Source organism: Vampirovibrio chlorellavorus (assembly GCF_003149375.1).
Lineage (GTDB): Bacteria > Cyanobacteriota > Vampirovibrionia > Vampirovibrionales > Vampirovibrionaceae > Vampirovibrio > Vampirovibrio chlorellavorus_B.
This window is the reverse complement of sequence record NZ_QFWH01000003.1, coordinates 134,945-160,356: the sequence shown is the minus strand read 5'-3', so window position 1 is coordinate 160,356 and position 25,412 is coordinate 134,945. Positions and strand designations below refer to the sequence as shown.

Below are 25,412 nucleotides of genomic sequence, written 5' to 3'. Positions count from 1 at the left end.
AAAAGGAACGAACCAATGGCATTACGTGCGGAAGAAATTAGTTCGATACTGAAAGAAAAATTAGCCAGCTACGAAAGCGATGTGTCTGTCAGCAATGTTGGCACCGTGCTGGAAGTTGGCGACGGGATTGCCCGTATTTACGGTCTGCGTGGCGCCATGTCCGGGGAACTGGTGGAGTTTGCCGATGGACACAACACCATGGGCATGGTGTTGAACCTGGAAGAGGACAACGTCGGCGTTGTAATTATGGGTGAGTACACCCACATTCAGGAAGGCCAGATGGTCAAATCCACCGGCCGTATTGCCTCCGTGCCGTTCGGCGAGGATTTGCTGGGTCGGGTGGTTAACCCACTGGGTCAGCCCATTGACGGCAAAGGCAACATTGAAGCCAAAGAATACCTGCCCGTAGACCGCAAGGCACCTGGTATCATCGCCCGCAAGTCTGTACACCAGCCGTTGCAAACCGGTATCACCGCCATTGACGCCATGACTCCCATCGGTCGTGGCCAGCGCGAACTGATTATCGGCGATCGCCAGACCGGTAAAACCGCTGTGGCCATTGACACCATCCTGAACCAGAAGGGTCAGGACGTGATTTGTATTTACTGCGCCATCGGGCAAAAATCCAGCTCCGTAGCCCAGATTGTAAAAACATTGGAAGACAACGGGGCCATGGACTACTCCATCGTGGTGGCCGCTTCCGCCACCGATCCGGCTCCTCTGCAGTATCTGGCCCCATTTGGTGCCGTTACTATCGCTGAAGGCTTTATGGCCCAAGGCAAGCACGTACTGGTAGTCTATGATGACCTGACCAAGCACGCCTGGGCTTACCGGGCCATGAGCTTGTTGCTGCGTCGTCCGCCGGGCCGGGAAGCGTATCCGGGGGATGTATTCTACCTGCACTCCCGCTTGCTGGAACGTGCCGCCAAGCTGAACGACAGTCTGGGCGCTGGCAGTATTACCGCTTTGCCTATCATTGAGACTCAAGCCGGTGACGTTTCCGCATACGTTCCCACCAACGTAATCTCCATTACCGACGGACAGATCTTCCTGGAGTCCGACTTGTTCAACGCCGGGATTCGTCCGGCCATCAACGCCGGTATCTCGGTTTCCCGGGTGGGTGGCGCCGCCCAAACCAAGGCCATGAAGGCCGTAGCCGGTCAATTGCGCCTGACACTGGCCCAGTTCCGGGAACTGGAAGCGTTTGCCCAGTTCGCCAGCGATTTGGACAAGGCCACCCAGGATCAACTGCGTCGGGGTCAAATTATGGTGGAAGTGCTGAAGCAGCCGCAATACAGCCCACTGTCCGTGGCTCAGCAGGTTTCCCTGTTGTTTGCCGCAAACAAGGGCTTGCTGGATGACTTGGAAACCAGCCAGCTGGCCGCTTTCAAGCCGGAGTGGTTCTCCTACTTCAGCGCCAACGTGTCCGACATTGAAGCCAAGTTGAACAAGGGCGACAAGCTGGATGACGCCGAGGAGGCCAAACTGGTCGAGGCCGTTAAAAAGTTTCGGGATACCGTATTCTCCGGCGGTAAAGCGTAGGAAGGTCAGCGAAGGAAGCAACCCATGCCCAACCTGAAAGACATCCGACGCCGGATTAAAAGCGTCAAGAGTACCCAAAAAATCACCCAAGCCATGCGCATGGTGGCCGCGGCCAAGGTCAAGCGCGCTGAAAACCGCGTGAAAGCGGCGCGCCCTTACGCGTCGGAATTCCGCCAGATTTTCAGTGATGTCTTCAATGCGCTGAAAAACCACAATCAGGACATCAGTGGCTCTCGCTACGCGGATTTGCTGCAATCCCGGCAAATTCACAATGTGGGCATCGTGGTGATCAGTTCTGACCGGGGCCTGTGCGGCAACTACAACTCGGCGGTCATTCGTCAGGCGTTTCGCCTGGAAAAGGAGATCAAGGCCCGTGGCTTAACCCCCAAGTTCTACCTGGTGGGTAACAAGGCCATTCAGGCATTTGCCCGATACTCCAACTCGGAGATTCTAGGGCGGAGCGCCGGTATCTCCGCGGCTCCCACCGTGGAAGACGCCAACCTGATTGCCCAGACCATGACCCAGGCGTTTCTGGATGAAAAAATTGACACCATCGATGTCTTATCCACACATTTTGTGTCCATGATTTCCTACAAGGTCCAGATCAGTCCGGTCATCCCGGTGCGCTCGTTTATCGACTGGGAGCCAGAGCTGATTCCCAGCCTGAATGACAGCCACTACAGCGTCTCTCCCAGCGAGTTGAAGCCTGAATTGTTGCTGGAGCCCAATGCGGTCAGCATTCTGGATAAAATGGTGCCCATGTTTGTCAGCAATCTGCTGTACACGTTGTTACTGGAAGGGTCCGCCAGCGAGCTAGCCGCCCGGATGACGGCCATGTCCAACGCCACCAGCAACGCCGGAGACATGATCAACCGCCTGACCATTCAGTACAACAAGGTTCGCCAGGCCGCCATTACCCAGGAAATTCTGGAAATCGTCGGTGGCGCCGAAGCGCTGAAATAAACAAGCTCAAAAAGAAAAGCCGGCTAGGCATCACGCTCGGCCGGTTTTTTGATGGGTAAAATCTGAGGGGAAATATGTGTTTTTCGGGATTTTAGATTGCGTTAAAACAATGAATGAATGAAACCTGCGTCACACGATTCAGGGTAATCAGGTTAGGGCAATCAGGCAAAGGTATCCAGGTGACCCAAACTGTGGGTTTGATATTTCGCCAGGGAACTGGAGCCCGTGAACAGGGGCGTTCCGTTAAAGGTGTCCACGCACAGATTGGCACTGCCGCTGGCGGTGGCGCCTTTGAACGTCGGAGTGATGGCCCGGGCGGGTTGACTGACCACTGGGTTCAGGAGGGTTTTAAGGGCGGCTCCAAAGGCATTCATACGAAAACACTCACTTTCTGAAATTGGTTTCCTTCCAGGGAAAAAGTTGGTAGACGAGTCAGGTTTTTGTCTTTCAAACACTTAGGTTAGTGTCATTAAAACACCCTGATAGAATTTTGTAAACACCCCGATGAAAATTTTTATGAAGCCCGCTGGGCGCCAGCCCGATAAGGCTTTTTGGCAGAGCGATGACAATCCGGGCGGATTTTGCGTATACTATTAAGAGTTTTCAGCAAAGCCCGCCTGAATTTGAGCGGTCAGCGCCCGTCACAGCATGCCCAAAGTCAGAGAGACCCCTTCATGTTCGACTTAATCCGCAAGATCCTGCCCGATCCCAACGAGCGTAAAATCAAAGCCCGTGAGCCCATCGTGGATCATATCAACGATCTGGAAGCGGAAATGCAAGCCCTCAGCGATGATGACCTGCGAGGCAAGACGGACTACTTTCGGCAAATGCTGGCGGGACGGGAGCGTGGGGAAACCGAAAAGCGGGATCGCCAGCTGGAAAAAGAGATGCTGGACATGATTTTGCCAGAGGCCTTTGCCGTGGTGCGGGAGGCCAGCCGCCGGGTGCTGAACATGCGCCATTTTGACGTGCAATTGCTGGGCGGCATGGTATTGCACGATGGTGGCATCGCTGAAATGCGAACCGGGGAAGGAAAGACGCTGGTGGCCACCCTGCCCGCCTATCTGAACGCCCTGACCGGCAAAGGGGTTCATGTCATCACCGTAAACGACTACCTGGCCCGCCGGGACGCTGAGTGGATGGGCAAGGTCTACAACTTTTTGGGACTGAGTACCGGCATGGTGCTGTCCCAGCAGCGCAGTTTCAACGCTTTCGCCGATAAAAAGGCCGCTTACGCCGCAGACATTACCTACGGCACCAATAACGAATTTGGATTCGACTACCTGCGGGACAATATGGCCGGTTCCAAAAGCCAATTGGTTCAGCGTCCGTTTAACTTTGCCATTATCGACGAAGTGGACAGCATCCTGATTGATGAAGCCCGCACCCCGCTGATTATCAGCGGACGATTGGAGCAATCGGCGGATATGTACCGAACCATGGCCCGGATTGCCCCCTTATTGCAGCCGGAACGGGATTACACCGTGGACGAAAAGGGTCGCAACGTGGTGTTAACCGAAGAGGGCATCGATCGGGCTCAGGAAATCCTGGGAGTGGACGACCTGTTTGACATTCAGCACAACATGGCCCATCACCTGCTGCAGGCCCTGAAAGCCAAGGAACTGTTCCGGCTGGATGTGGACTACGTAGTCAAAAACAACGAAGTGGTCATTGTGGACGAGTTCACCGGCCGCTTGATGGATGGACGCCGCTGGAGCGATGGCCTGCACCAGGCCGTGGAAGCCAAGGAGGGTGTCGCCATCCAGGATGAAACCCAGACCTTGGCCAGCATCACCTTCCAGAACCTGTTCCGCCTGTATCCCAAGCTCTCCGGGATGACCGGCACCGCCCAGACCGAAGAGGCAGAATTTGGCAAGATTTACAACCTCAGTGTCACCACCATCCCCACCAACCGCTCCGATCAGCGCAACAACCTGCCGGACACCATTTACAAGAATGAGCGCATCAAGATGCTCAAGGTGGTGGAAGAGATCGTGGAATACCATCAACTGGGTCGCCCGGTGCTGGTGGGCACAGTGTCCATCGAGAAGTCCGAAGAGATTTCCCACCTGCTATCCAAGCCGGTCACCCTGACCCAGCACCTGCGAGAAAAGGCCGCCCGCCTGCTGAACAGTCTGGATGCCAATAAGGACGCCGAATTGTACAACAAAATGGCTGGCAAATTGCGCAACCCGGAAGCGGCCCGCCCGGAAGATTTCACCGAACTGGCCAAGGATCAGCCCGAAGATTTGGCGGTGTTTCTGGAAGGGCTGGCCAAAACCCTGAAAACGGTCATCGCCATTCAGAACGGTCTGCCCCATCAGGTGCTGAACGCCAAGCATCACGAGCAAGAGGCCATGATCGTGGCGCAAGCCGGTCGTAAGGGGGCCATTACCATCGCCACCAACATGGCCGGTCGGGGTACCGATATTTTGCTGGGCGGAAACGCCGATGCAATGGCCAAAAGCGAGTTTGAACTGATGGGCATGGACTGGCGCGCCGTGGACCCGCAAGAACTGGAAGCGGCCATTGCCCGCAAGAAGCTGCTGACCGATGTGGAAAAGGAAGAAGTGCAGGCCCAGGGCGGTTTACACATCATCGGGACAGAACGCCACGAATCTCGGCGGATTGATAACCAGTTGCGGGGTCGGGCCGCTCGTCAAGGGGATCCGGGTTCCACCCACTTCTTTTTGTCGCTGGAAGACGGTCTGATGCGCAAGTTCGGCGGCGATCGCATCTCGGGCATGATGGACATGCTGGGGGTGGATGAGACCATGCCGATCTCGGCCAAGATGGTCAGCCGGGCCATTGAAGGGGCCCAGCGCAAGGTGGAAGCCTACTACTTCGATATCCGCAAGAACATTTTGCAGTACGACGACGTGCTGACCGAGCAGCGCCAACTGATTTACGATCAGCGCAAAAAGGTGCTGAACGGGGAAAACCTGCGGGATTCCGTTAGGCACATGGTGGAACAGGCCATGGAGCGGATTGTAACCACCCACTTGCCGCCCAACACCACCCCGGAAGACTGGGCCGAGGACGTGCTGGCCGAAATGCTGAACACCATTCATGGCATTTGCCCGCAACTGGGGCCAATCGTCACCGTGGAAAGCCTGAGCGGCAAAAGTCAGGCCCAGGTGCTGGACTTTGTAAAAACCGAAGGCGTCAAGGTTTACGACACGCTGGAAAGCGAACTCAGCCGCATTTCTCAAGAACTGGAAGCCTCCCACGGGGTGAATCTGGCCGGTCTGGACGAAGATGACGAACAGGTCAGCGCGGAACTGGCCAATCTTCCCGCGGAGAAAGTGGCTGAAATCAAGCATCCGCTGCGCCGCATTGAGCGGGATGTTTTACTCTCGGTCATCGACAACCGCTGGATTGACTACCTGCACAACCTGGACGGCTTGAGAGAGGGCATTGGCCTGCGGGCCTACGGACAAAAGGACCCCTTGATTGAATACAAGCGGGAAGCCTTTGAAATGTTCCAGAACCTGACTTATGAAATCCAGCGGGATACGGTGATGATTCTCTTCAACACCCGCATTGAAATCCAGATGCAGCGCCAGATGGAAGAACCGGTGCTGAGTGTGGACGAGGAGATGCACCACACCCCATTGACCGAAGCGCTGGAGCATATTCAGGAAATTCCGGAAATGACTACGGCCACCACCTTCATTGAGGCCGAACTCCCCTCCCCGGCGGAAGCCGATTCCGCCACCGAGCCGGGCGAGGGTACCGATGAAAATCGCTCCCGGAAAAAGCCCAGCAAGATTAACCCCTTCTAGGAGCGTCTGCCCGGTCATTGGTCTTTCCACATTAATATTTTCACGCACAAAATAAACAAATAAAGCGTTTATGCATGCACATCACAAAGCGTGGAAAAATCATTCTGTGGAAACCGGACAAGGGACACGATGGTCATTCAAATGGCCGTTTAAACTGGGCACCAAAACCGGCACTAGAAAAAGCGGCAAGGGGCAGTTCAAACGTTCTGAGGGTATACAGCCCACCGAGCGAAAATTAAGGCGCGAATTAAGCGAAGATGTGTATCAGGCGGAAAAAAAGCAGGTTAAAGCCCATAACCAGCTGGTACAGGCCATTGAAAAACGTGATGAAACCCAAACGGCCCTGACCGAAAAATTGGTGGACGTCGCAAGCAAAAGCTCCATCCAGCGGGTGGGCATTAGCGTGGCCGAGCGTGAACTGCAAGGGCCTGTCGTATCCAGGGCCCTGGCTGAGGAACTTGGGCCCCTGGGCCTGAGCAGTGAACTGGGCAGGGGCTTGATCGACGGGTTCGCCGCCCAAAAGGGCCTGAAAAAAGGATTGAATCCCTCGCAATACACCACGCCCAATCCCGTCGATTACACCCGAACGGGCACGGAAGTGTTATCCGCCACCCCGCAGGTAGCCGCCCTGGGCCACCGTCAGGCCAAGGTGGCCCGCAAAGCGGAGCGGTATGAGCAAAAAACCGGGCAACTCAAAGACGTGAAGCTGGCGGATCTTGCCCACAAACACGGAGAACTGAGAAACTACCAGAAGGGTCAACTCAAATCGGGCTCCCTTCAGGCGGAATCGGCGGAGGATTTAGCGGCCCTGCTGAAAAATACCCTGCCGCCACAGCAGATTAATGCCAAGGCCACCCGGCTGCAAGCCCCAGAACCCGCCAGACTCCTCCCGCAAGCAGCCCCGGCCAGACTGCCCAAACCGAACCGGGAACCGTTATTCGGCAACGAACTTTCTCCACGGGAGAAAGCCCATCAGCAACTGGAGGCCCGAGATCAACGGATTCATCAGCTGGATGCCGAATTGCGCCAGCAAGATCCCGCCGCTTTAAATGACGCCATTCGGGAACGGGATTATTACCAAACCGGGACGGCGGGCGATGTCCTGCGGGGAGCCCTCAATCAACCCAGGGAAGCCGCCGTGGTGCTGGGGCACATGGCCCATCACCGTATCCCCAAAGGGGCAGGGGCAAAACCGCTGTTCCATGCGGCGCAGGTTCATAAGGCGGAATACCAGCTTTCCCATTCAGTCGGGCAGGAACTGGGCAAGGGCAACGCCGAAAAAATGCTAAAGGCCCAGGTTCAAGTGGAAACCCTGCATACTCAGGGAAAAAAGCCCGCTCAGGAACTCCGGGATTTGCACAAACAAAAAGCGCTGGAAGCCGATCGCCAGCTGGTGATTGACCCGGATGGGGACACTTTCTACGACGCTTTTGAATCCCCGGCAGCCATCCGCCAGGCGGATAAACGCTATGAGGCCCAGGCTCGGCAGCAGTTGCCCCGCCCGGAAGACGCCTTGTACCTGGATGACGCCGTCAGCCAGTTCATCCCCCAAAGTCTGGGAGAAGGGCTCCGTCGCCCCCTGCGGGCATGGTGGGATCCGCCTGCCCAACCTTGATTCCGTTCAGGCCCGGGCTACTGCATTCACATATCTTTATACTTCAGGGTGAATCCTAAAGTTGTTTTTGAAAATACCGATACATCCTCTAGTCATCGACTGAGGCCACGGCATGGACTTTTTCAATAGCGCGTTTGGACAGAACACCCAAAAAACACTGGGCGATTACGCGCGCTATGCCAAGAGTTTACAAAATGGCGGTGGCGTCACGGGCACGGACAGCAATGCGCAGCCCGGGGCCATTCAAAACCAGATGATGCTCATGATGCTGATGCTAATGATGAGCCAGATGACCGGTCAGCCGCTCCCGCCGGACTTGCTGGCCCAGTTGCCCTCGTCCTTTGTACCAGGCGTGCCGGGCCTACCCGGTACCCCATCCCAAAACCCGGCGCTCAGCGCTTTGGAAAATTACTTTTCCAAAAAAGCAGGGCAGCAGGATCCCACAGCCACAACCATCACATTGACCGAGCAGGATGTGGCCGCGGTGAGGGCGGATCTCAAGACCGGGGTCTTCACCCGGGAGGCGCTGGGAGAAGCCCTGATGTCTGCACTGGCCAAGGGGGCCGACAAGTACCAGCCCGCTGTACAAAAGCTCATTCAGGATCTGAGTGACAGCGGAGAAATAAACCCCACCGCGTTTTTAAAAGCCGACTACCTCAAACAACTGCCAGCACCGCGGCAGGACATTTTGTTGTCCGCCCTCAGTGGGGCGGGGCTGACCCAGCAAAATAACCAGCCCAATACCCGCCTGATTGGGTTTGTGCTGGAAGCCCTGGGGCAACCGGAAAGCAACGAGAGCAAAGCGTTCGTGCAAAAGCTGTTGCAAAAAATCCAGACCGATCTGGGAACATCCACCGACAGCGCCCGTCGAAAAGTACTGGGCCAACTGCTCGATCTGGCCCGTATTGCGGTCGATACCCAAGGAAAGCTGACCTTTGCCTGAGACGACCCTGTGATCTCCGGCAGGGCATAGGGCTACTGGGTAATGGGCACAAACCGCCCCAGTTCTCCCCGGCGGCGGGAGGCTTGGCCGCTTTGAGCATTTTGGGATACCTGCTGGGTCTGCGATTTCCGTTTGGCGGGCCCGGTTACTGGCTGCTCCTCAAGATCCAAGCTCGCTTCCGGCTTTCGTTTCAGGGAGGTTCGTTTCAGCGCCCTTTCTGTCAGGACGTTTTCTGTGGGGGCGTTTCGTTTCAAGCGACTTTCAGCATGCTGGGGGCGGGACCAGCTCAACCGGGGAGACTGCACCCCCTTGGCCTCCTGCTGCCGACGAAACTCTAAAACCCAGGTTCGCAGATGCTTGGGCGTTACTTGATAGGTAGTAAGCAGAGTTTTCCCATCGGTTTGTCCCTGGGAAAAGGCCTCAAGGACTAAGGCCTTTTTGGCTTTCAACGCAGCGCGTTGTTGCGCCAGCGCCGACAGTGCGGGCTTGGGACGCCCCGGCTCAAACAGGGAAGGTTCAGACGAAGGCTGGGATGAGGGCTGAGACGATGGCGCAGAGGGAGTGGCATCTGTGGCCAACAAGGCTCTCACTTCAGCGCGAAGGGAATTGGCTGTTATCCCCGCCGACTGAGGGGCTAAGGCCCAAGGGGATGAACCGGCAGGCTGACCTGTCTTTGGGGAAGATTGACGCCCCGCCCTGAAAACCGATCGGGAGGCAGTCCTGGAGCCCGCCTTGGCATCCAGGGCCCGGGGAGACAGGGGCTCCTGAATAGAGCGACCGGTCGGCGGTGACTGCGAGGACTCCCTCAGGTCCTCTTTCAGCGCAAGGGAGTTCAAATAATGATCATCCTTGGCCTGTCGGCGTGGCTGATTTCGCACCCCGCCCGGCTCCTGAGCGGAGAAAGCGGAAGCCTTCCGCTTTTTGGGGGCCTTATTTTTGGCTGGCTGGGCCTGTGCGGCGCTGGCTGGAGCGTCCGGGGACTGCTCTGGGGCGGAGAGGCCCAGCCAATCGGCCCAAAAGGGCGAAACCCATGCTTCGTCCGCCGGTTCCGCTGACGATTTCCCCCTGTCGGAGTCGGGAGAGAAATTCGGGGCAGGCAGGCTGAACGCCAGAGACTCAGCACGCTCCAAGAGCGGAAAGGGCGGCTCCGACTCAAACAAGGGCAAGGGCGTCAGGGAAAACGTATCTTCCGCCGGCGCTTGAGAAAAAACCGGGGTGACCGGTTCCAGAGTAGTCTGATCCGTGCGGGCCCCTTGCTCTCGTCGCCGGTTGTCCCAATAGCTTTGTTTTAAGGGCGATTTGGGCTTTTCAAACGGGTTATTCAAAAACAGTGAGGACAGCATGCAAACGATCACTCCAGGCAAGGGACAAACGAGTTACAAAAAAAGAAAACACGGCCAAAAGCCGAGCCTTCAAACAACCAATGAAAACCGGAACTTGAATTGTCTATTAGTTACTACAAAATTAGTTCTCAATCAAGCAGACCCGGGCCTGTCCTCAGTCCCAGCCCGCCGTGGTCAACTGCACCCGGCGCACAATTTCCGCTTCCGGCACGGTTAAAATCCGACCCGCTTCCAGCACTTTTTTCCCGGCCACATACACCGCCCGAATGGCCGAGGGCTGGCTGGCGTACACCAGATTTTTCAGGGCGTTCTGGCGGGGCTGCATGGAAAGGTCATTCAGATCCAGCACCGTAAAATCAGCGGCATATCCTTCAGCCAGGGCCCCGATGGGCAAGCCCAGATTTTTTCCCCCGTTCAGGGTGCCCATCACCATCATCTCCTCAGCCGTGGTCACCGTGGAATCGTGGAATTTCACCTTTTGCAGCAGGCTGGTCATGCGCATTTCCTCAATAATGGAGGCCCGGTTGTTGCTGCACCCGCCATCGGTGCCCAGAGAAACGCACACCCCGGCGGCCTGCATTTCCCGAATGCGGGTGATGCCATCCCCCAAAAACATGTTGCTGGAGGGGTTATAAGACAAGCCCGTGCCCCGCTGGGCCATCAGTTCAATCTCGGCGTCATCCAGCCAAACGCAATGGATGCCAACCAACCGATCGTTCAGCACCCCCAGTTCATCCAGATAAGCCACCGGCGGCTTGCCGTGTTGTTGCTCGATCATTTGCCTTTCGTACTGACCTTCGGCAATGTGCATATGGAAGGGGGAGTCCAGTTCCTCGGCCAGTTCCGCCCCGGCCAGAATCATCTCCGGACTGGCCCCATGCAAACTATGGGGGGCAGGCAACACCTGCACCATCGGATGCGCCTTGAATTCGGCGTGCAACTGCCGGGTATTCTCACAGGCTTGAGACACCGTCTCCCGGAAGCGGGCGGGAGCCCCCTTCCAGTCGTACAGGGTGCGGGCCATCACCATGCGGATGCCCACATCTAGCGCTGCCTGAATCACGGCCCGGGCGTTCTCATTGGCCTGATCGTTAATGTAGAAAAAATCGCATACCGTGGTGATGCCGCACTTCAGCATTTCCCCAAAGGCAAACAGGGCCCCGGTGTAAATATCGTCCCGACTCAGGATTTTGGCGTACTTATAGAGGGCCTGATCCCGCCAGGTGAAAAAATCCTGATCATCGCAAAACCCTTTCAGCAGCGATTGAAACGAGTGATTGTGCGAGTTCACCAAACCGGGAATCAGAAAGCCGTTCTCAAAATGAATGACCTGCGCTTGTTGCTCAGTCGTCAAGGTTTCCACCGGCAACACCTGAGCAATCTGATGGCCTTCCACGTGCAGGGCCCAGCCCGTTTGCAACTGCCCTTGAACGTACATACAATCCGCCGTGTAAATGGGCATGGCCAAGCAATCCTCTCAACGCTGAAACGAGATGATTTTATTATGCACCAAATCACCAAGCAGCAGACAAAGGTCCGCAGCAAGCAAGCTGGATTTTGGCGTTACTGGGTCAACTGAGCGGCGCCCAAGCCTGAGGCATCAGCGTGGGCGCTTTGGGGCACGGCTTTTTTCTCAAACAGATAGTGAGACACCATCCACTCGTTGCCGTTTTTGTAGCCCCACAATTCGGCGCAGGCCAGGAAGAAGACTTTCCAGTACACCCACCATTTGGTCAGGTTTTCCGCCCCGTAAGTCTGGGCCAGAATTTTCTCCACCGCCGGGCGATGTTGGTACATATTCTCGGCCCAGGCATTGGCTGTTTTTTCATAATGGGTGCCATTCACAATCCACTGGTTGGCAATGGCCAGATCTTTCTGGAAGTACAGCAACAGATCATTCGACGGCATGGTGCCGCCGGTGAAAAAGTAGCGGGTCAGCCAGTCCGTGCCGTCTTTATCTTCGTAATGATAGGTAAAAATGGGATGGGTGAAAATATGCACAAACAGCTTGCCCTCTGGCTTCAGCCAACGGCTGATTTTGGCCAGCAGTTTTTCATAGTTCTTCATATGCTCAAACATTTCCACGGACACCACCCGATCGAACTGGCGATCCGTTTCAAAATGCACAATGTTGGCCGTCAGAATTTCCAGATTATTCAAGCCACGGGCCTTGGCCTGCGCGTCAATAAAGGCCTTTTGGCTGCGAGAGTTGGACACCCCCACGATGGTGGCGTTGGGGTATTGCTCGGCCATCCACAAAGACAAGGAGCCCCAGCCGCAGCCCAGTTCCAGAATGGTTTGCCCGTCCTGCAAATCGGCCCGCTGACAAGTTAAGGCCAACATGGTTTCCTCAGCCTCTCCCAAGTTGCGGGTGGATTCCGTCCAGTAAGCGCTGCTGTATTTTTTACGCGGCCCCAGCACCAAATCGAAAAACTCGCTGGGCACTTCGTAGTGCTGCTCATTGGCGGCATCCGTTTCAATGGCGATGGGACTATTTTTTAACTCGGCCACAAAATCCATGACCGCCTGTTGCCGTGCTTCCCAGGAGGACTTGCTTTCCTCCTTCACTTTTTGGGCCAGCATGTTGCGAATGCCCCAGCGAATGACCGCATCGGGAACAAGATTGGTTTCCAGTAATTTATAAATCCACATGGGCTAAAATCCTTATGCAGTCTGGGTGTTAAAAATGGAGTAAGTGAGCCGGAAGTATACAGGCCTCCGGGTTATGAGGGCTTCCGCTTGGGAAACCAGGGAATAAACGGGCTGGTGCTTTCCTGATACCGACGGTAGGCCTCGCCCTTGGTTTTAAGAGCCTGAGCCTCGGTGGCGCCCACCCCGCTGAATTTGGTCAGGAACAACAGCATAATCATGGGACTATAGATCGTCGTCCATCCACCGGGCGCGCCCAGGGCCAGCAGGTAATAGCCCATCCACTGCAACCACTCACAAAAGTAATTGGGATGACGGGAATAAGCCCACAGGCCGCTTTGGCAGACTTTGCCCTTATTCTCAAGCTGATCTTTAAAGCGCTTGAGCTGCTGATCGGCCACCGCTTCAAAAATCAGGCCCACCGCCCACACCGCCAAGGCCAGCCATTGAAGCGGACTGAGAGAAGGGCTGGTGTTTTGGGCGGCAAATAAAAACGGACTGGAGACGATCAACATCAGCACACCCTGAAACAGGTACACGGCGAAAAACAGCCACGGCGATTTTTCGGGACCCCACAGTTCCCGTAAGGCGTGATAGCGGCCATCCTCTTCCGGGTGGGTGGCAATGACCCGCTTCAGCAAGTACCAGGCCAGTCGCCAACTGCTGGCGGTGGCCATCAGCAGCATCACTGTTTTTTGCACCGGTGCCCCTTGCCCCAGGACATAGTAAGTGCCCGCAATCAGGCTAAAGCCAAAAGCCCATGCCACATCCACAATGCCCGCGTTTTTCAGGGGGTTGGCAATGGCGGTCACAATCAGCATCAGGCCCAGAATGACCAGAGCGGCGCTACTAAGCAGGGGCCAGACTTGAGAAACGCTCAACAGATCAAACATGCGGTTCACCTCGCTTTAGAAACACATCCTCGGCGGTGGCCGTGGTGGGCAAACGGAACAGCAGAATCAGCATGTACAGGGCCATGGTCACGTTGCCCCACACCACAATCAGTAAAAACCAAACCACACGGCTGACCCAGGTACGCTCACGGGCGCACACCCACAGGGCAAAGGCGATAATGGCGAAATAGGCGTCATAAACCGTGGCGATAAACCACACATCGCTGCTGACCACCGGCGGGATCTGAAACAGAGACTCGTGCAGCATGGCTTGGGTCACGACCGTGGTTTGCACCACAAACACCAGCAAGAACCAGATGCGCAAACTCCAGATTAACATGGCGGGAGGCTCCTTTCCGGTGGCCCTACAAGGCCTGCCACAGGGACAGGTTATTGGGATTGGTATAAATGGCCTGCACCACACTGATGTTACGCATGCGGAAGGCCGCCTTGCAGTACATCAGGTAGTAATTCCACTTGCGGATAAACCGCTCGTCAAAGCCTTGCCGCCGCACTTCGCTCAGGTTGGCGTTGAAGGCGTCGTACCACAGTTGCAGGGTTTTGGCGTAGCTGTTGCCCAGATCTTCCAGATCGTGCAGGAACAGATTGCCAGTGCGGTTGATGGCCTGATTCACCCGTCCCACGGAGGGCAACAGGGAGCCTGGGAAAATGTGTTTCTGGATAAAATCCACGTTGTTTTTCAGTAGTTCGTACCGACTGTCCGGGCAGGTGATGTACTGAATGCCCAACAGCCCGTGCGGTTTGAGCAAGCGGGAGCATTGGGCGAAATAGGTATCCAGATAGGCATCCCCCACCGCTTCCAGCATTTCAATGGAGACAATTTTGTCGTACTGCCCGCTCAGTTTGCGGTAATCCTGCAAATGTACCGTAATTTGATCACTCAGCCCCGCTGCGGCAATACGGGCCGTGGCCAGCTTGAATTGCTCTTCGGAAATGGTGGTGGTGTCGATGGTGCAACCATAATTACGGGCGGCGTGCATGGCAAAGCCCCCCCAACCGGTGCCGATTTCCAGCACCCGATCGCTGGGCTGCAATTGCAATTTTTGGCACAGGGCATCGTACTTGCTGATTTGGGCCGCTTCCAGCGATTGCTCCGGATGGGTGAAGCGGGCCGAGGAGTAGGTCATGGTGGGGTCCAGAAAAATCTGGAAAAATTCGTTCCCCAAGTCATAATGCTCGTGGATATTTTTCTTGCTGTTGTCCACGTTGTTGGCCCGCAGCAGGTGATAGAGCCGGTTCAGCTTGCCCAGCAGGTTCACCCAGAACACTTTGTTTTTGGAGCCTTCCAGCACCGTAGAATCTTCAATATTCAGGATGAACCAGGCGATGACCGCCTCCAGATCGGGGGTGTCCCACTCCCCATCCAGATAGGCTTCGGCAAAACCGATGTGCCCATACTGAATGATGCGGTTGAAACAGCGATCCTCATTCACCTGAATGGCGGCCTGAAAGGAACTGTCCGGTTCCTGCCCGATGGGGTACACGCTGCCATCAGGGAAGTACAGGGTGAGCTGTCCTTTGCGCATGGCAGATAACAGCTTGACCACCGTTTTAGCCGACCAGGACAGGTTTTTGGGCAAGCTGGGAACCGCGTGCAGATGCGCTTTTCCCTGTGCTTTCAAGGTGCTTGGACGTTCCAGGGTTTTCAAGGCCGGGCCTCCTGTTGTGCGTAAAATTGCTGTAAATCGTGTCTGGGTCGCAGGACTTGCCGCTGGTTAAACGGTTGGGCCTCTTTCAAGTGAAGCGGCAAGCGCTTGAGCCACAGAATCAAGGCGTGCCAGTGGATCAGGGCAATCACCTGCCAGGTCATCAACGGGTAACGTAGACTGAGCCGTAGGAGCTGGCTGTCGGTCAACGGGTGTTTTTCGCCCCGAAAGCCGCTGTCCAGCAATGTTTGCTCACCGGCCAAACTGGACACCTGACAATGAATGCGCTCCCCCGGCGGGCTGACCTGAAAGCGAAACCGCTGATCCAGTTGAGAATAGGGAGAGACGTAAAAATACTTGATGCGTTCACTGGAAAATGAATACGTTTGATCTTCGGTGGCATTCTGTGCAGGATTGAGAATCGGAAACACTTTCATTTCCCGAAAGGTATTCTCCACCTGGGCCAGACTGCCCATGCAACGCCCCGCGTCATCAAAGGCAAAGTACAGGCTGATGGGATTAAACACATAGCCCAGGGTGCGCATATTGGTCAGCAATCCAATTTTGGCGATGGGCTGCTGAAGTCCGTGTTCCTGAAAGGCCTGAACGGCCCGCTCTTTCAGCGATCTCCCCACCGGGGTGGGCAGATGATCGGATTCTCGAAACTCATAAAACGCCCGACGCCCAATCTTGAACCACTGAAAGCGATTTTCCAGTTGGGGCAGCTCATCCAGATCCAGATAAAAGAAAAAGGTACGATTCTGGAAATCATGCGTTTTGGGGGCCAGCCGACGATGATAGACCTGGCACTCGTACAGGCAGGAATTCAGCGCCGCCATGTCAGGGTCTCCACCAGTTGGCCGCTCAGGTTGAGGGCGGCGGTAAAGGCGTCTTCGTGAAAGCCGTACTTAAAATAACTGCCGCAAAAATAAATATGGGTTTGCTGCCCTTCCGCATTCAGCTCAGCCAGTTGATCCTGAGCGGCCACAGCGGGTTCATCAAAAATGGGATGCTCGTAAGCGATGGCTTGCCGAATGCTGTCCGGGCGCATCCAGCGTTGCCCGTTGATAGACACGATATAATCCTGTTTTTCAGACACCCCTTGCAGGCTGTTCATCCAGTAGTGGGTAGCGGCGTCGTATAAAATTTCTGGATTGTGAGGATCAGGTTTGGCCGATTTGATTTGATAGTTCCAGGAGGCCCGGCAGCGTTGGGTTCTGGGCAGCACCGAGGCATCGGTGTGCAGGGTGGCCAGGTTGCTTTCATAACGAAACGGGGCCAACAAGCGCTGTTGCAAGTCGGATGGTTGGCTCAGCGCGGCCAGAGATTGATCGGCGTGGCAGGCCAGAATAACCGCGTCAAAGTCCCGGCTTTCGGTCTGCCCATCGGGGCCTTGGGCTTGCACACGCACCGTACCATCGGCATGCGGGGTGACCGCTTGCACCGTGCGGTTCAGTAAAATTTCCGGCTGACAGAGGGCCAGCAATTTGCGCACGTAGGTGCGGGCCCCGCCATCCACGGTGTACCACTGATAGTGGGTATCCAGCCCCAAAAACCCATGATTGTGGAAAAAGCGAATGAGGGTGCGGGCCGGGAACTTCAGCATTTTGTGGGGGGCCGTGGACCAGATGGCGGAACTCATGGGCACCATAAACAACTCCAGAAAATCCTGCCCATAACCCCGCTCGGCGATTAGTTCCGCCACGGTCAGGGTGTTGTAGCGGGGGTTGTCCAGATTGTCCAGGGCTTCTTTGGTGAAGCGATCCATTTGTTGAACCATGCGCCAGAAACGGGGATTGAAAATATTTTTACGCTGGCCGAACAGCTTGTTCAGCCCGGCCCCGTTCCACTCCAGCCCATGGGTATCGTGGCGCACACTAAAGGACATATCGGTGGGCTTGATGGGAATTTCCAGCGTCTCAAACAGCTTCAGCAGGTTGGGGTAAGTGACTTTGTTAAAGACCATAAACCCGGTATCCACGGGCAGTTGCTGGCCGTCTTCTTCCACTTCCACCGTGTTGGTGTGCCCGCCCACGTAGTCGTTTTTCTCGTAGAGGGTGATTTGATACTGCTGATGCAAAAAATACAGGCACCCCAGCCCGGAAATTCCGCTGCCGATAATGGCCAGACGCTTCTTCATGACTGCCGGGTCCTGCTTTTGGGACTGGACTGGTAGGCTTCCGCGGGAACCGGATTGAGGCTATGCACCAGACCCACCCAGGACATCAGCTTCAGGATGTAGTAGGTCACATCATACTCCCACCAGTAAAACCCCTGACGCACGGAGTTCTGGTAGAAGTGGTGGTTGTTGTGCCAGCCTTCTCCCAAAGTCAGGATGGCCAGCCACGGATTATTGCGGCTGTCATCCGGGGTGTTGTAGCGCCGGGTGCCAAACTTGTGGGACAGGGAATTGATGGTGCAGGTCCCGTGAAACAGGATCACCGTGCTGACGAAGAAGCCCCAGATCAGGCATTGCAGGCCATTGGTGCCCAAGCCCGGAAAGGCGGACTCCAACCAAGCACCCAGCGCATACAAGGCGATGGCGTACAGGACTGGCACCACCCAGTCAAAGCGATTCAGCCACACCAGCTCCGGGAAACGGGCCCAGTCCTTAATCAGGGAGTAATCGGTCTGCAAATTTCCGGGCACGGTCATCCAGCCAATATGCGATTGCAACAGACTCTCCCGAACCGGGGAATGCGGGTCACCGGGCTGATCCGAATAACGGTGATGACGTCGGTGGTGAGAGGCCCACCACAAAGGCCCCCGCTGCACGGAGGTCATGGCCCACACGGCAAAAATAAATTGCTGTATACGACCCGTTTGGAAGGTGCGGTGCGAAAAATAGCGGTGATAAAAGGCGGTAATGGCAAACATGCGCACCCAGTACAGGGCCAGGGTCAGACCCACCACGAAAGGGGACCATCCGCAAAAGAACACACCCAACATCCCCGCGTGCAAAAAGGCAAAGGGAATCCAACGCGACCACTCTCGGGACCACTCGGAGGTATTGGACGGTTGGGCGAGGGGGGCACGGCCTTTGAGCGCGTAATCACTGTCCAGAATTTTTAAAATCGTACTCATATCATATACCGAATGGTAGACTATTTAAGTTTAACGGAACCGCTTTGACTGTCAAATGAAACTTCAATATATCCCTCTTGCTTCGATTTTGAATGGTTTAGAAACTTATACCTTTTGGTATACAAAATAGTATGCTGAATGTTGTAAAATGGGCAGACGTTGCATGAATGGAGGTGCAGGCATCCTTATGATCAGACTTTGGCGAACACCTCGAAACACTGCCTTTGTTCTACTTTATATTGCTTGCTTTTGGCTTTATACGCAAGCGACAAGTTTGGCCTCACCCTTGCCCCGGGAGGAGTTGGTCAGTTTGAATGGCGCCAGTCGCCTGCAACTGCCAGACGCGTTTCGGGGGAAGCGGGTGCTGCTGGCCGTGGGGTTTCATCCCCGACACCAGTCCACGCTGGAGAAGGGCGTGTTGCTTTTCGATGGTCTGCGAGCCACGGGGGCCAACGTTCAGGTGCTGGAAGTGGCCGTGATCGATCCCAAGTACAAGAGCTTCAAGCCTTCCGTGGAAGCCTTTATGCGCAAGGCGGTGAATGAAAAGCCGCTGATGGGACGCATTTACCCGTTGTACACCAATTCGCAGGCGTTTAAAAAATCGCTGGGCCTGCAGCAGGAGGAATACGCCTTCATCCTGCTGGGGCCCGAGGGGCAGGTTTTGTGGAAAAAAAGTGCGGCCCCCACGCCCGGCATGGTGGATTCCGTGAAGCGATTGATTCCTTAAGCCTTTAAAAACGATGGCTTGCCGTAAAAAACCTTTGCCAGTCGAGCAAAGGGTGTGCTATATATTAAACACGCCTTGGGGGCGTAGCTCAGTTGGTAGAGCGCCTGCTTTGCACGCAGGATGTCGCGGGTTCAATTCCTGTCGCCTCCACCATTAAGATTTGAAAAGCCTTTCTGCGTTCCAGTAGAAAGGCTTTTTTCTTGGCGCAACTTGCGCCCCCATAAAAAATCACCCCCTTCCGCCCGAGGACGAAAGGAGGTGTTGTTTTGGAGCAACAATTTTCGGGGTGAGCGTACCGTTTACCAGTAGCCACGCACCGGTACTTTTTTCTGCGGCGGCTTCGGCTTGGGTTTGACCAGCATGATTTTAGCCGGTGGTGGTGGCGGAGGCGCCGGAGGGGTCTTCTTCTGAATGATGGGTAGCGGCGAGCGGGCCAGGAAGATGGAACGGTTGTAGCTCAGCACGTTACCGGCGTTGGGGGGCAGGGTATCGCCCAGGGTGCCATACTCTTTGGGGTACAGCGGGAATAAAGGATTCTCCGGGGGCTTGGGCGGCGGGGAGCAAGTGCCGCCCCCGGCGCACGGCGGTTTGGGGGTTACATGAATCTCACCGGGAGCCCCGCAGGCACCACCGGCACCCGGGGTAGCGCAACCGCAGGCACTGCTGGTGGAAGCGTTACCACCCTGGCCACCACTGCCGCCGTTGACATTGACGTTGTTCAACACGTCCTGTCCGGGCTCACCGTGGAACAGAACCTTACCGCCGTTACCGGCGTCGCCGCCATTACCGGCCAGCGCGTACTGATGAACCGGCTGGCCCTGATAGTCGGTCTCATTGGCTTGAGCCTCCTGACCATTGCCGCCATTGCCACCGACCACTTCAATGCTGCCGTCGTTGCGGATGTTGGTATTGAAAGCCACCCGGACTTCCCCACCATTGCCGCCCCGGCCACCGTTTTGACCCAGAGAGACCTGCTGGTAGCTGACATTGCCATGCTCGTCCTGCGTTTCACTCACAGGACCTTGCTCGACATTGGGATTGGTGCCGCCATTACCGCCATTGGCGGTAATTCTGCCGCTGTTGCCTACGTCGCCATCCGAGCCGTAGCCAACCTTGCCACCATTTCCCCCATTGCTGGGGTTGTAGCCGTTAAAACCGTTTCCGCCGTCGGCGCTGATGCGACCGGTGTTACTAACGCTGTTGGACGCCAATACGACGACCACGCCACCGTTCCCGGCATCCACGCCGCTGTCGCCATCGCCCCCATTGGCGGCAATGAGACCGTTGTTCTCAACTGACTTGGTCAGGAGCCCCACGTTTCCGCTGGAATCCAGAGCCGCCCCCACGAGGACAGCCCCGCCGCTGGCGCCTAGCCCGCCATTGGCGGTAATTTCAGCACCACTGCTGATGGCAATTTTTTCAGTGGCGGCAACGTTAATGGCCCCACCCTGACCGCCTTCAGCCCCATTGGCGGTGACTTTGGCGTTGCTACCCAGGGCAATCTCGGAACCATAGATCCCGATGGCCCCACCCTTGGCCCCGGCGCTCAGACCGTTGGCCATGACCACACCGTCCAGATTGACCACACTACCGGAAATCTGGATGACATTGGCATTGTAGCCGCCAACGTAGTTGCCGGAGGCGTCAATGACCGCCCCATTGGGGATGGTCACCTGCCCGGTGGCGTTAATATTGATTTGGCCGGGCAAGGCATTTGCCCCGGTGGCCAGGGCTTCAATCCGGGAACCGGGGTCCACGGTGAGCTGACCCACGTTGAATACGATGGTTCCGCCATTTAACCCGTTGGCGAAAATGTTACCGTTCTGAACCAGAGCGCCCGCGTCAATGGTCACTTTACCGCCATTACCCAGATAGGCCCCGTTTTGGCCCAGAGCGGCGCTGGCGTCAATGGTGCCATCTACCCGCATGACCCCGCCCCGCGCGTCAAAGTGCAGGTGTCCGCCGTTGCCGGTCAGGTCACCGTTGTTGTTCACTTCCAGACCCCGCACGGTGGTGCCCGCCCCAACAATCATGTTGCCGTTGTTGGTAAAGGTGGTTCGGTTGCCGGTCGTGTTGTAGTAGGTGCCGCCAGCCACATTTTCACCGTAATTGGTGCTGTTGGTGTCGCCGGGGCCAGCGAATGACAGGGGGGAATTGGCAAGCAGCAAGCTGGTTGTCAGGGACAACGCTACCAGAAAGCGGCCATTGGGACGTGTCGACAAAGCCATCGGATAAAATACTCCTTGAAAGTGGAAAGGGGTGGCCAAAAGCGGGTGAGGATCAAATTTAAAAGGGAAAAAACTTTGAATGGTTTTTATTAAGAATATTCAAGTGTGAATCATACATTAAAAATTTTTGATAGCAACTGCCGGGCTGGATTCTCCATGCTGGCCGTCGAATTGGGGGTAGTCCGTGTGTCCGAAAGATATAGCTTTCGTAATCTTTCTTTGTCTCTTGCTTTTTTAATTTACTTTTATTTTTGATTTCCTATAATACGCTAGACCTAAAAAGATCTTCCTGAACGCTTCTCCCCCCATGCGTCCCAACGGACTCCACAGATCCAGCTGGCGTCACCTTCCTTATATAAGAATCCCACTGCCACTGCCACTGCCAATGGGGGTTTCTATAGTAAGATCCCGGTTCCCCTCAAAGCTCCGCCAATCGTCCAAGTTTACAACCATTTGTCCCACCCTCCCCCACATTTATACCTTATGTTTTTGCACCTCACACAAAACCAGCACTCAATCCAAAAAGGATGCCGTCCCCTATGAGATCCGATTTCCACCGTCAGGCCATTATTCTATCCAGTGTCCTTACCCTGTTGCCGGGCGCAGCCATGGCCCAGGTGTTTCCCGCCCAAACCAACCCGGGAACGCTGCTGGGCCCGCAAAGCGGATCTCCTTACTATTTCCAGTCAGTCCCCACCGCCGCTCCCGCCCAGGCGGACACCCTGCAAGAGAACGAACCCGGCGGCATCCGGGTGGAAGCCCAACCGCCCATCGTGCAAGTGACCAGCGATCTGTTCCAGGTTGATCGGGTGGATGTGGAAGGCAACACCATCGTTTCCAACGAGGAAATGCGCCGACTGGTGGTGGGTTACGAAGGCCGGAAACTGAGCCCCGAAGACTTGGCTCAATTGGTGCAAGGCATTAACGAGGAATACCGCAAACGGGGTTATCTGACCTCGCTGGCCTTCATCCCGCCCCAGAATCTGGAGCGGGGCGCCATTACCGTGAAGGTGCTGGAAGGCATCGTGGGCGATATGGAAGTGAGTGGCAACAAATACTTCAAGGCCAAGGTCATTGAGAAACGCATCAGCGAAACCCCCGGCCAGCCGCTGAACATTCCCGCTCTGGAACAGGAATTGCTGCGCATCAACCGGCAAGAGCCCTACCGGGTCAAAGCAACCCTGTTACCCGGCGAGCGCACCGGGGAAACCAAAATCCGACTGGATGTCAAAGAGCAACAGCCCTTCCAGCTGGCTTTGACGTCTGATAACGCCGGTCGTCCTTTCATCGGCTTATACCGCTGGGGTGCTGAGTTTACCAACCGCAATGTCACGGGCCGGGGCGATCGCTTTAACCTGCGCTACATCGGCTCCACCGGGTCAACCATTGCTTCAACCTCCTACACCTTACCGGTGGGCAGCAAGGGCACGGAAATCAGCGGATTGTTTGGCTTCAGCCACGTGAACGTGGACTTGCGCTTGCCCAACCAGCCCGATTTGATTGGGAACGCCTACAACTACGGCCTGCTGGTCACCCAGCCGCTGGGCAAAGAGCGCGTCTGGAGTACCGACCTGGGCCTGAACGCCCGCCGGGTCAGCAGCTTTTTTGATGGCGACAGGACGGGCACCGATGACATTCGCTCATTGGCCCTGGGCTTGAACTACGATAAATACGATCGCTACGGGCGCTCCTTTTCCCGGGCGCAAGTGACGCTGGCCCCGGAATGGCTGGGGGCCAACACCAGCTTCTTCAAGCTGGAAAACTACCTGACCCGGGTGACCCGCCTGCCCAAAAACAACCTGCTCATCCTGCGGGCCTACTCCCAGTGGAGCCCCGACGCCCTGCCCGCCATCGAGCAGTTCCAGCTGGGCGGTATCAATAGCGTGCGCGGTTACACCCAGGGCCTACTAATTGGGGACAGAGGCTACAATGTGGGCGCCGAATGGCGTTACCCGCTGCCCCTGCTCTCCCGTGTCAGCCCCTGGCTGGGCGAACGCCTGCAAGGCGCCCTGTTTGCCGATTACGGTCAGGTCTGGCGTGACAAAAGCAGTCCCTTCTACAGCAGCGCCGCCGCAACCTCTCTGCTTAGCGCCGGTTTCGGTCTACGGGCTCACCTGACGGACTATGCCCAGGGCTTTCTGGATGTGGCCTTTGGTTTGCTGAACCGCAAAAACGAGGAACCGTTCCGCAACCAGCCCACCGCCCGCATTCACTTCGGGGTGCGTAGCGAGCTGTTGCCCAACGATTACAAGAGCCGTACTGATAAAGTCACCCCCATCAAGGCCAATGCCCCTCGGGTACGCAGCGTTGGAACCATCCAGACTGGCGATCTGCAAACCGATATCGCCGATCCGACCCTGGAATCCATTGATCTGCTGAAACCCCGGATTCGATAAGCACTGACGCTGGGAACTTTAAATCCACATGAAACCCTCTGGCAACCTGTTGCCGGGGGGTTTTTGACTTGATTCGCAATTTTTAGCTGTGTGGGCATACCCGGAATTTAAAAAACTGATACACTGAATACAATCTATTTTTGTTTATTAATTCATAAATTAATAAACAGGCTCTCCTGAATCTGTAGGATGTACTGCTCGGATCAAAACGGGACACTGGAAACTGGAAGATAGATGCGCCCTGCATCGATTTGCCAGACATTGGGGACTAAAAAAGGGAAGTGAGGGAATTGGCATGAACAGAAATCGGCTTCTGGTGATTCTGATGGCAGCCCTGATGGGTTGGGCCGTTCCTGAAATTTGCGACGCCATTGACGTGAACCCCGTCCGTGGCAAAGAACTGCGAGAGGCCAAGGCCTTTTTCACCCATCTGGCCTCCACCTCCAAAAATCCGCTTATCGTGAGTATGGCCGAGGAAAGCCTGAAAAAAATTGACGACAACAACCAGGCCAACCGCCCAGGCGACACCCGGAATCGGGCGGAAGTGACCCTGTTACCGCAAAGCGATAACACCTTTGTGGTGCCCGCCCTGGTCAACCGTCGGCACATGGCCACCTTTCTGGTGGATACCGGGGCCAGCTACACCGTAATCACCCCGCAAATGGCCCGGGAGCTGGGCATTCACATCCCGGCGGATCATCCCACCCTGCCGGTCACCACGGCCAACGGCACCCTGAACGCCCCGGTGGTCACCCTCAAACAGGTCACTCTGGGCGGCATGCAGGTCAACAACGTGGAAGCGGTGATCACCGATCTGGGAGACACCCCGCAACTATCGGGCCTGCTGGGCATGAGCTTCTTCCGGGGCATGGATCTGTCCTTCAAGCAGGACAAGCTGGTCATCAGCCGCTAAAGACAAGCCAACAGCGACTAGTCGCCGCTATTATCGGCGTTGCTTTGCTCCGCGTTCAGCACCTGTTCACTCAGGCGGCTGAAGCTGTGATCCACGTCCAAATCCAGCGTGCGCAGGTTGATGGTGGTCTCGTAGGCCTCCAGAATGACCGCGATCAGCATGAGTACCAGCCCGCTTAAAAACGACCACACCGGCACCATCTCCCAATGCACAAAATGCAGCTTGGCCAGCGCGATGGACACCGCCGTAAACACCAGCATACCCAATGCCCCAAACAGGATAAACATGGCGTTGCGAATCAGGTAAACCCGCTCCATGAAAAAGGGAATTTGCCGCTGAATGTTGGCAATACGATCCTGATCGGTGGTGGTTAGCAATTCCCGGTTTAATTCCCGCACCCGGGTGGAGGCGATGGAAAAGCGGGCGCTAATGCCATTCAACAACAGGGCAATGCCGGTTATGGCCACGGCGGGGCCCAGGGACTCCGTGATAATGTCATTGGGGGGAATCATGAAAGACCTTTCAACTGTCAGGCGATGCGAATAAACGGGTTTATGGGGGACGGGCGATGCGGGGGGATCATCTTCAGGGGGATACGGAGCGGTATTCAAATCAGAGCGGGGCTAAAAAATGGAAACACAAAACTCAAGAAAACGGGCGTGTC

General features: G+C 55.9%; 20 protein-coding genes and 1 tRNA gene. 9 read left to right on the top strand and 12 right to left on the bottom strand.

What is annotated here, in order from left to right; all coding sequences use genetic code 11:
• Nucleotides 1–15: 15 nt before the first annotated feature.
• Together atpA and atpG are read left to right on the top strand one after the other, a co-directional pair.
• The gene (atpA, locus tag DF283_RS05290) at nt 16–1,542 is read left to right on the top strand and encodes a F0F1 ATP synthase subunit alpha (RefSeq protein ID WP_303673685.1); all 1,527 of its coding nucleotides are present in this window, start codon (nt 16–18) and stop codon (nt 1,540–1,542) included.
• A gap of 24 nt (nt 1,543–1,566) precedes the next feature.
• Nucleotides 1,567–2,505, top strand: a complete 939-nt coding sequence (gene atpG, locus DF283_RS05285; RefSeq protein ID WP_303673684.1) for an ATP synthase F1 subunit gamma — start codon at nt 1,567–1,569, stop codon at nt 2,503–2,505.
• 161 nt (nt 2,506–2,666) lie between these two features.
• Here the strand turns inward: atpG and DF283_RS05280 are convergent, their stop codons facing one another.
• Nucleotides 2,667–2,879: a hypothetical protein gene (locus DF283_RS05280; protein ID WP_303673683.1), complete on the bottom strand. Its 213-nt coding sequence runs from the start codon at nt 2,877–2,879 to the stop codon at nt 2,667–2,669.
• Nucleotides 2,880–3,179: 300 nt separating this feature from the next.
• Here DF283_RS05280 and secA point away from each other — a divergent pair, with 300 nt between their 5' ends.
• From secA to DF283_RS05265, 3 genes are all read left to right on the top strand, one after another.
• The gene (gene secA / locus DF283_RS05275; protein ID WP_303673682.1) at nt 3,180–6,290 is read left to right on the top strand and encodes a preprotein translocase subunit SecA; all 3,111 of its coding nucleotides are present in this window, start codon (nt 3,180–3,182) and stop codon (nt 6,288–6,290) included.
• Nucleotides 6,291–6,360: 70 nt separating this feature from the next.
• The gene (locus tag DF283_RS05270) at nt 6,361–7,905 is read left to right on the top strand and encodes a hypothetical protein (RefSeq protein ID WP_303673681.1); all 1,545 of its coding nucleotides are present in this window, start codon (nt 6,361–6,363) and stop codon (nt 7,903–7,905) included.
• 112 nt (nt 7,906–8,017) lie between these two features.
• Nucleotides 8,018–8,848 (top strand): hypothetical protein, encoded by an 831-nt coding sequence (locus tag DF283_RS05265; protein WP_303673680.1) that lies wholly within the window; start codon nt 8,018–8,020, stop codon nt 8,846–8,848.
• Between the two features lie 32 nt (nt 8,849–8,880).
• On the opposite strand, the gene DF283_RS05260 is transcribed toward DF283_RS05265, so the two are convergent.
• The 9 genes from DF283_RS05260 to DF283_RS05220 all read right to left on the bottom strand — a co-directional run bounded on the left by DF283_RS05260 (nt 8,881) and on the right by DF283_RS05220 (nt 18,484).
• Nucleotides 8,881–10,191 carry a hypothetical protein gene (locus DF283_RS05260; RefSeq protein ID WP_303673679.1) on the bottom strand — a complete coding sequence of 437 codons (1,311 nt, stop codon included), beginning with the start codon at nt 10,189–10,191 and terminating at the stop codon, nt 8,881–8,883.
• 154 nt (nt 10,192–10,345) lie between these two features.
• Complete coding sequence (locus tag DF283_RS05255) at nt 10,346–11,653, bottom strand: amidohydrolase family protein (RefSeq protein WP_303673678.1); 1,308 nt, start codon at nt 11,651–11,653, stop codon at nt 10,346–10,348.
• Nucleotides 11,654–11,754: 101 nt separating this feature from the next.
• A complete protein-coding gene (locus tag DF283_RS05250; RefSeq protein ID WP_303673677.1) occupies nt 11,755–12,843 on the bottom strand; it encodes an SAM-dependent methyltransferase in 1,089 nt (362 codons plus the stop codon).
• A gap of 71 nt (nt 12,844–12,914) precedes the next feature.
• A complete protein-coding gene (locus DF283_RS05245; protein ID WP_303673676.1) occupies nt 12,915–13,733 on the bottom strand; it encodes a DUF1295 domain-containing protein in 819 nt (272 codons plus the stop codon).
• On the bottom strand, nt 13,726–14,073 hold the full coding sequence (locus tag DF283_RS05240) for a DUF1475 family protein (RefSeq protein WP_303673675.1): 348 nt from the start codon (nt 14,071–14,073) through the stop codon (nt 13,726–13,728). Before DF283_RS05240 ends, DF283_RS05245 begins: the two co-directional genes overlap by 8 nt.
• A gap of 25 nt (nt 14,074–14,098) precedes the next feature.
• Complete coding sequence (locus DF283_RS05235; protein ID WP_303673674.1) at nt 14,099–15,403, bottom strand: SAM-dependent methyltransferase; 1,305 nt, start codon at nt 15,401–15,403, stop codon at nt 14,099–14,101.
• A complete protein-coding gene (locus DF283_RS05230) occupies nt 15,400–16,239 on the bottom strand; it encodes a DUF1365 domain-containing protein (protein ID WP_303673673.1) in 840 nt (279 codons plus the stop codon). The genes DF283_RS05235 and DF283_RS05230 overlap by 4 nt, the downstream gene beginning before the upstream one ends.
• Entirely contained in the window at nt 16,227–17,540 is a 1,314-nt protein-coding gene (locus DF283_RS05225; RefSeq protein ID WP_303673672.1) for an NAD(P)/FAD-dependent oxidoreductase, read from the bottom strand. The genes DF283_RS05230 and DF283_RS05225 overlap by 13 nt, the downstream gene beginning before the upstream one ends.
• Nucleotides 17,537–18,484, bottom strand: a complete 948-nt coding sequence (locus tag DF283_RS05220; RefSeq protein WP_303673671.1) for an acyl-CoA desaturase — start codon at nt 18,482–18,484, stop codon at nt 17,537–17,539. The genes DF283_RS05225 and DF283_RS05220 overlap by 4 nt, the downstream gene beginning before the upstream one ends.
• A gap of 310 nt (nt 18,485–18,794) precedes the next feature.
• Here DF283_RS05220 and DF283_RS05215 point away from each other — a divergent pair, with 310 nt between their 5' ends.
• Both DF283_RS05215 and DF283_RS05210 read left to right on the top strand, forming a co-directional pair.
• Nucleotides 18,795–19,211 (top strand): hypothetical protein, encoded by a 417-nt coding sequence (locus DF283_RS05215; RefSeq protein WP_303673670.1) that lies wholly within the window; start codon nt 18,795–18,797, stop codon nt 19,209–19,211.
• 77 nt (nt 19,212–19,288) lie between these two features.
• Nucleotides 19,289–19,364, top strand: a tRNA-Ala gene (locus DF283_RS05210).
• A 146-nt stretch (nt 19,365–19,510) separates the two neighbouring features.
• Here the strand turns inward: DF283_RS05210 and DF283_RS05205 are convergent.
• Nucleotides 19,511–21,439, bottom strand: a complete 1,929-nt coding sequence (locus tag DF283_RS05205; RefSeq protein ID WP_303673669.1) for an autotransporter outer membrane beta-barrel domain-containing protein — start codon at nt 21,437–21,439, stop codon at nt 19,511–19,513.
• Between the two features lie 539 nt (nt 21,440–21,978).
• On the opposite strand from DF283_RS05205, the gene DF283_RS05200 reads away from it, so the two are divergent.
• Entirely contained in the window at nt 21,979–23,835 is a 1,857-nt protein-coding gene (locus DF283_RS05200; protein ID WP_303673668.1) for a ShlB/FhaC/HecB family hemolysin secretion/activation protein, read from the top strand.
• Between the two features lie 295 nt (nt 23,836–24,130).
• Nucleotides 24,131–24,748 carry a retropepsin-like aspartic protease family protein gene (locus DF283_RS05195; RefSeq protein ID WP_303673667.1) on the top strand — a complete coding sequence of 206 codons (618 nt, stop codon included), beginning with the start codon at nt 24,131–24,133 and terminating at the stop codon, nt 24,746–24,748.
• A 17-nt stretch (nt 24,749–24,765) separates the two neighbouring features.
• Here DF283_RS05195 and DF283_RS05190 read toward each other — a convergent pair whose 3' ends face one another.
• Nucleotides 24,766–25,260 (bottom strand): DUF2721 domain-containing protein, encoded by a 495-nt coding sequence (locus tag DF283_RS05190; protein WP_303673666.1) that lies wholly within the window; start codon nt 25,258–25,260, stop codon nt 24,766–24,768.
• Between the last annotated feature and the right edge of the window lie 152 nt (nt 25,261–25,412).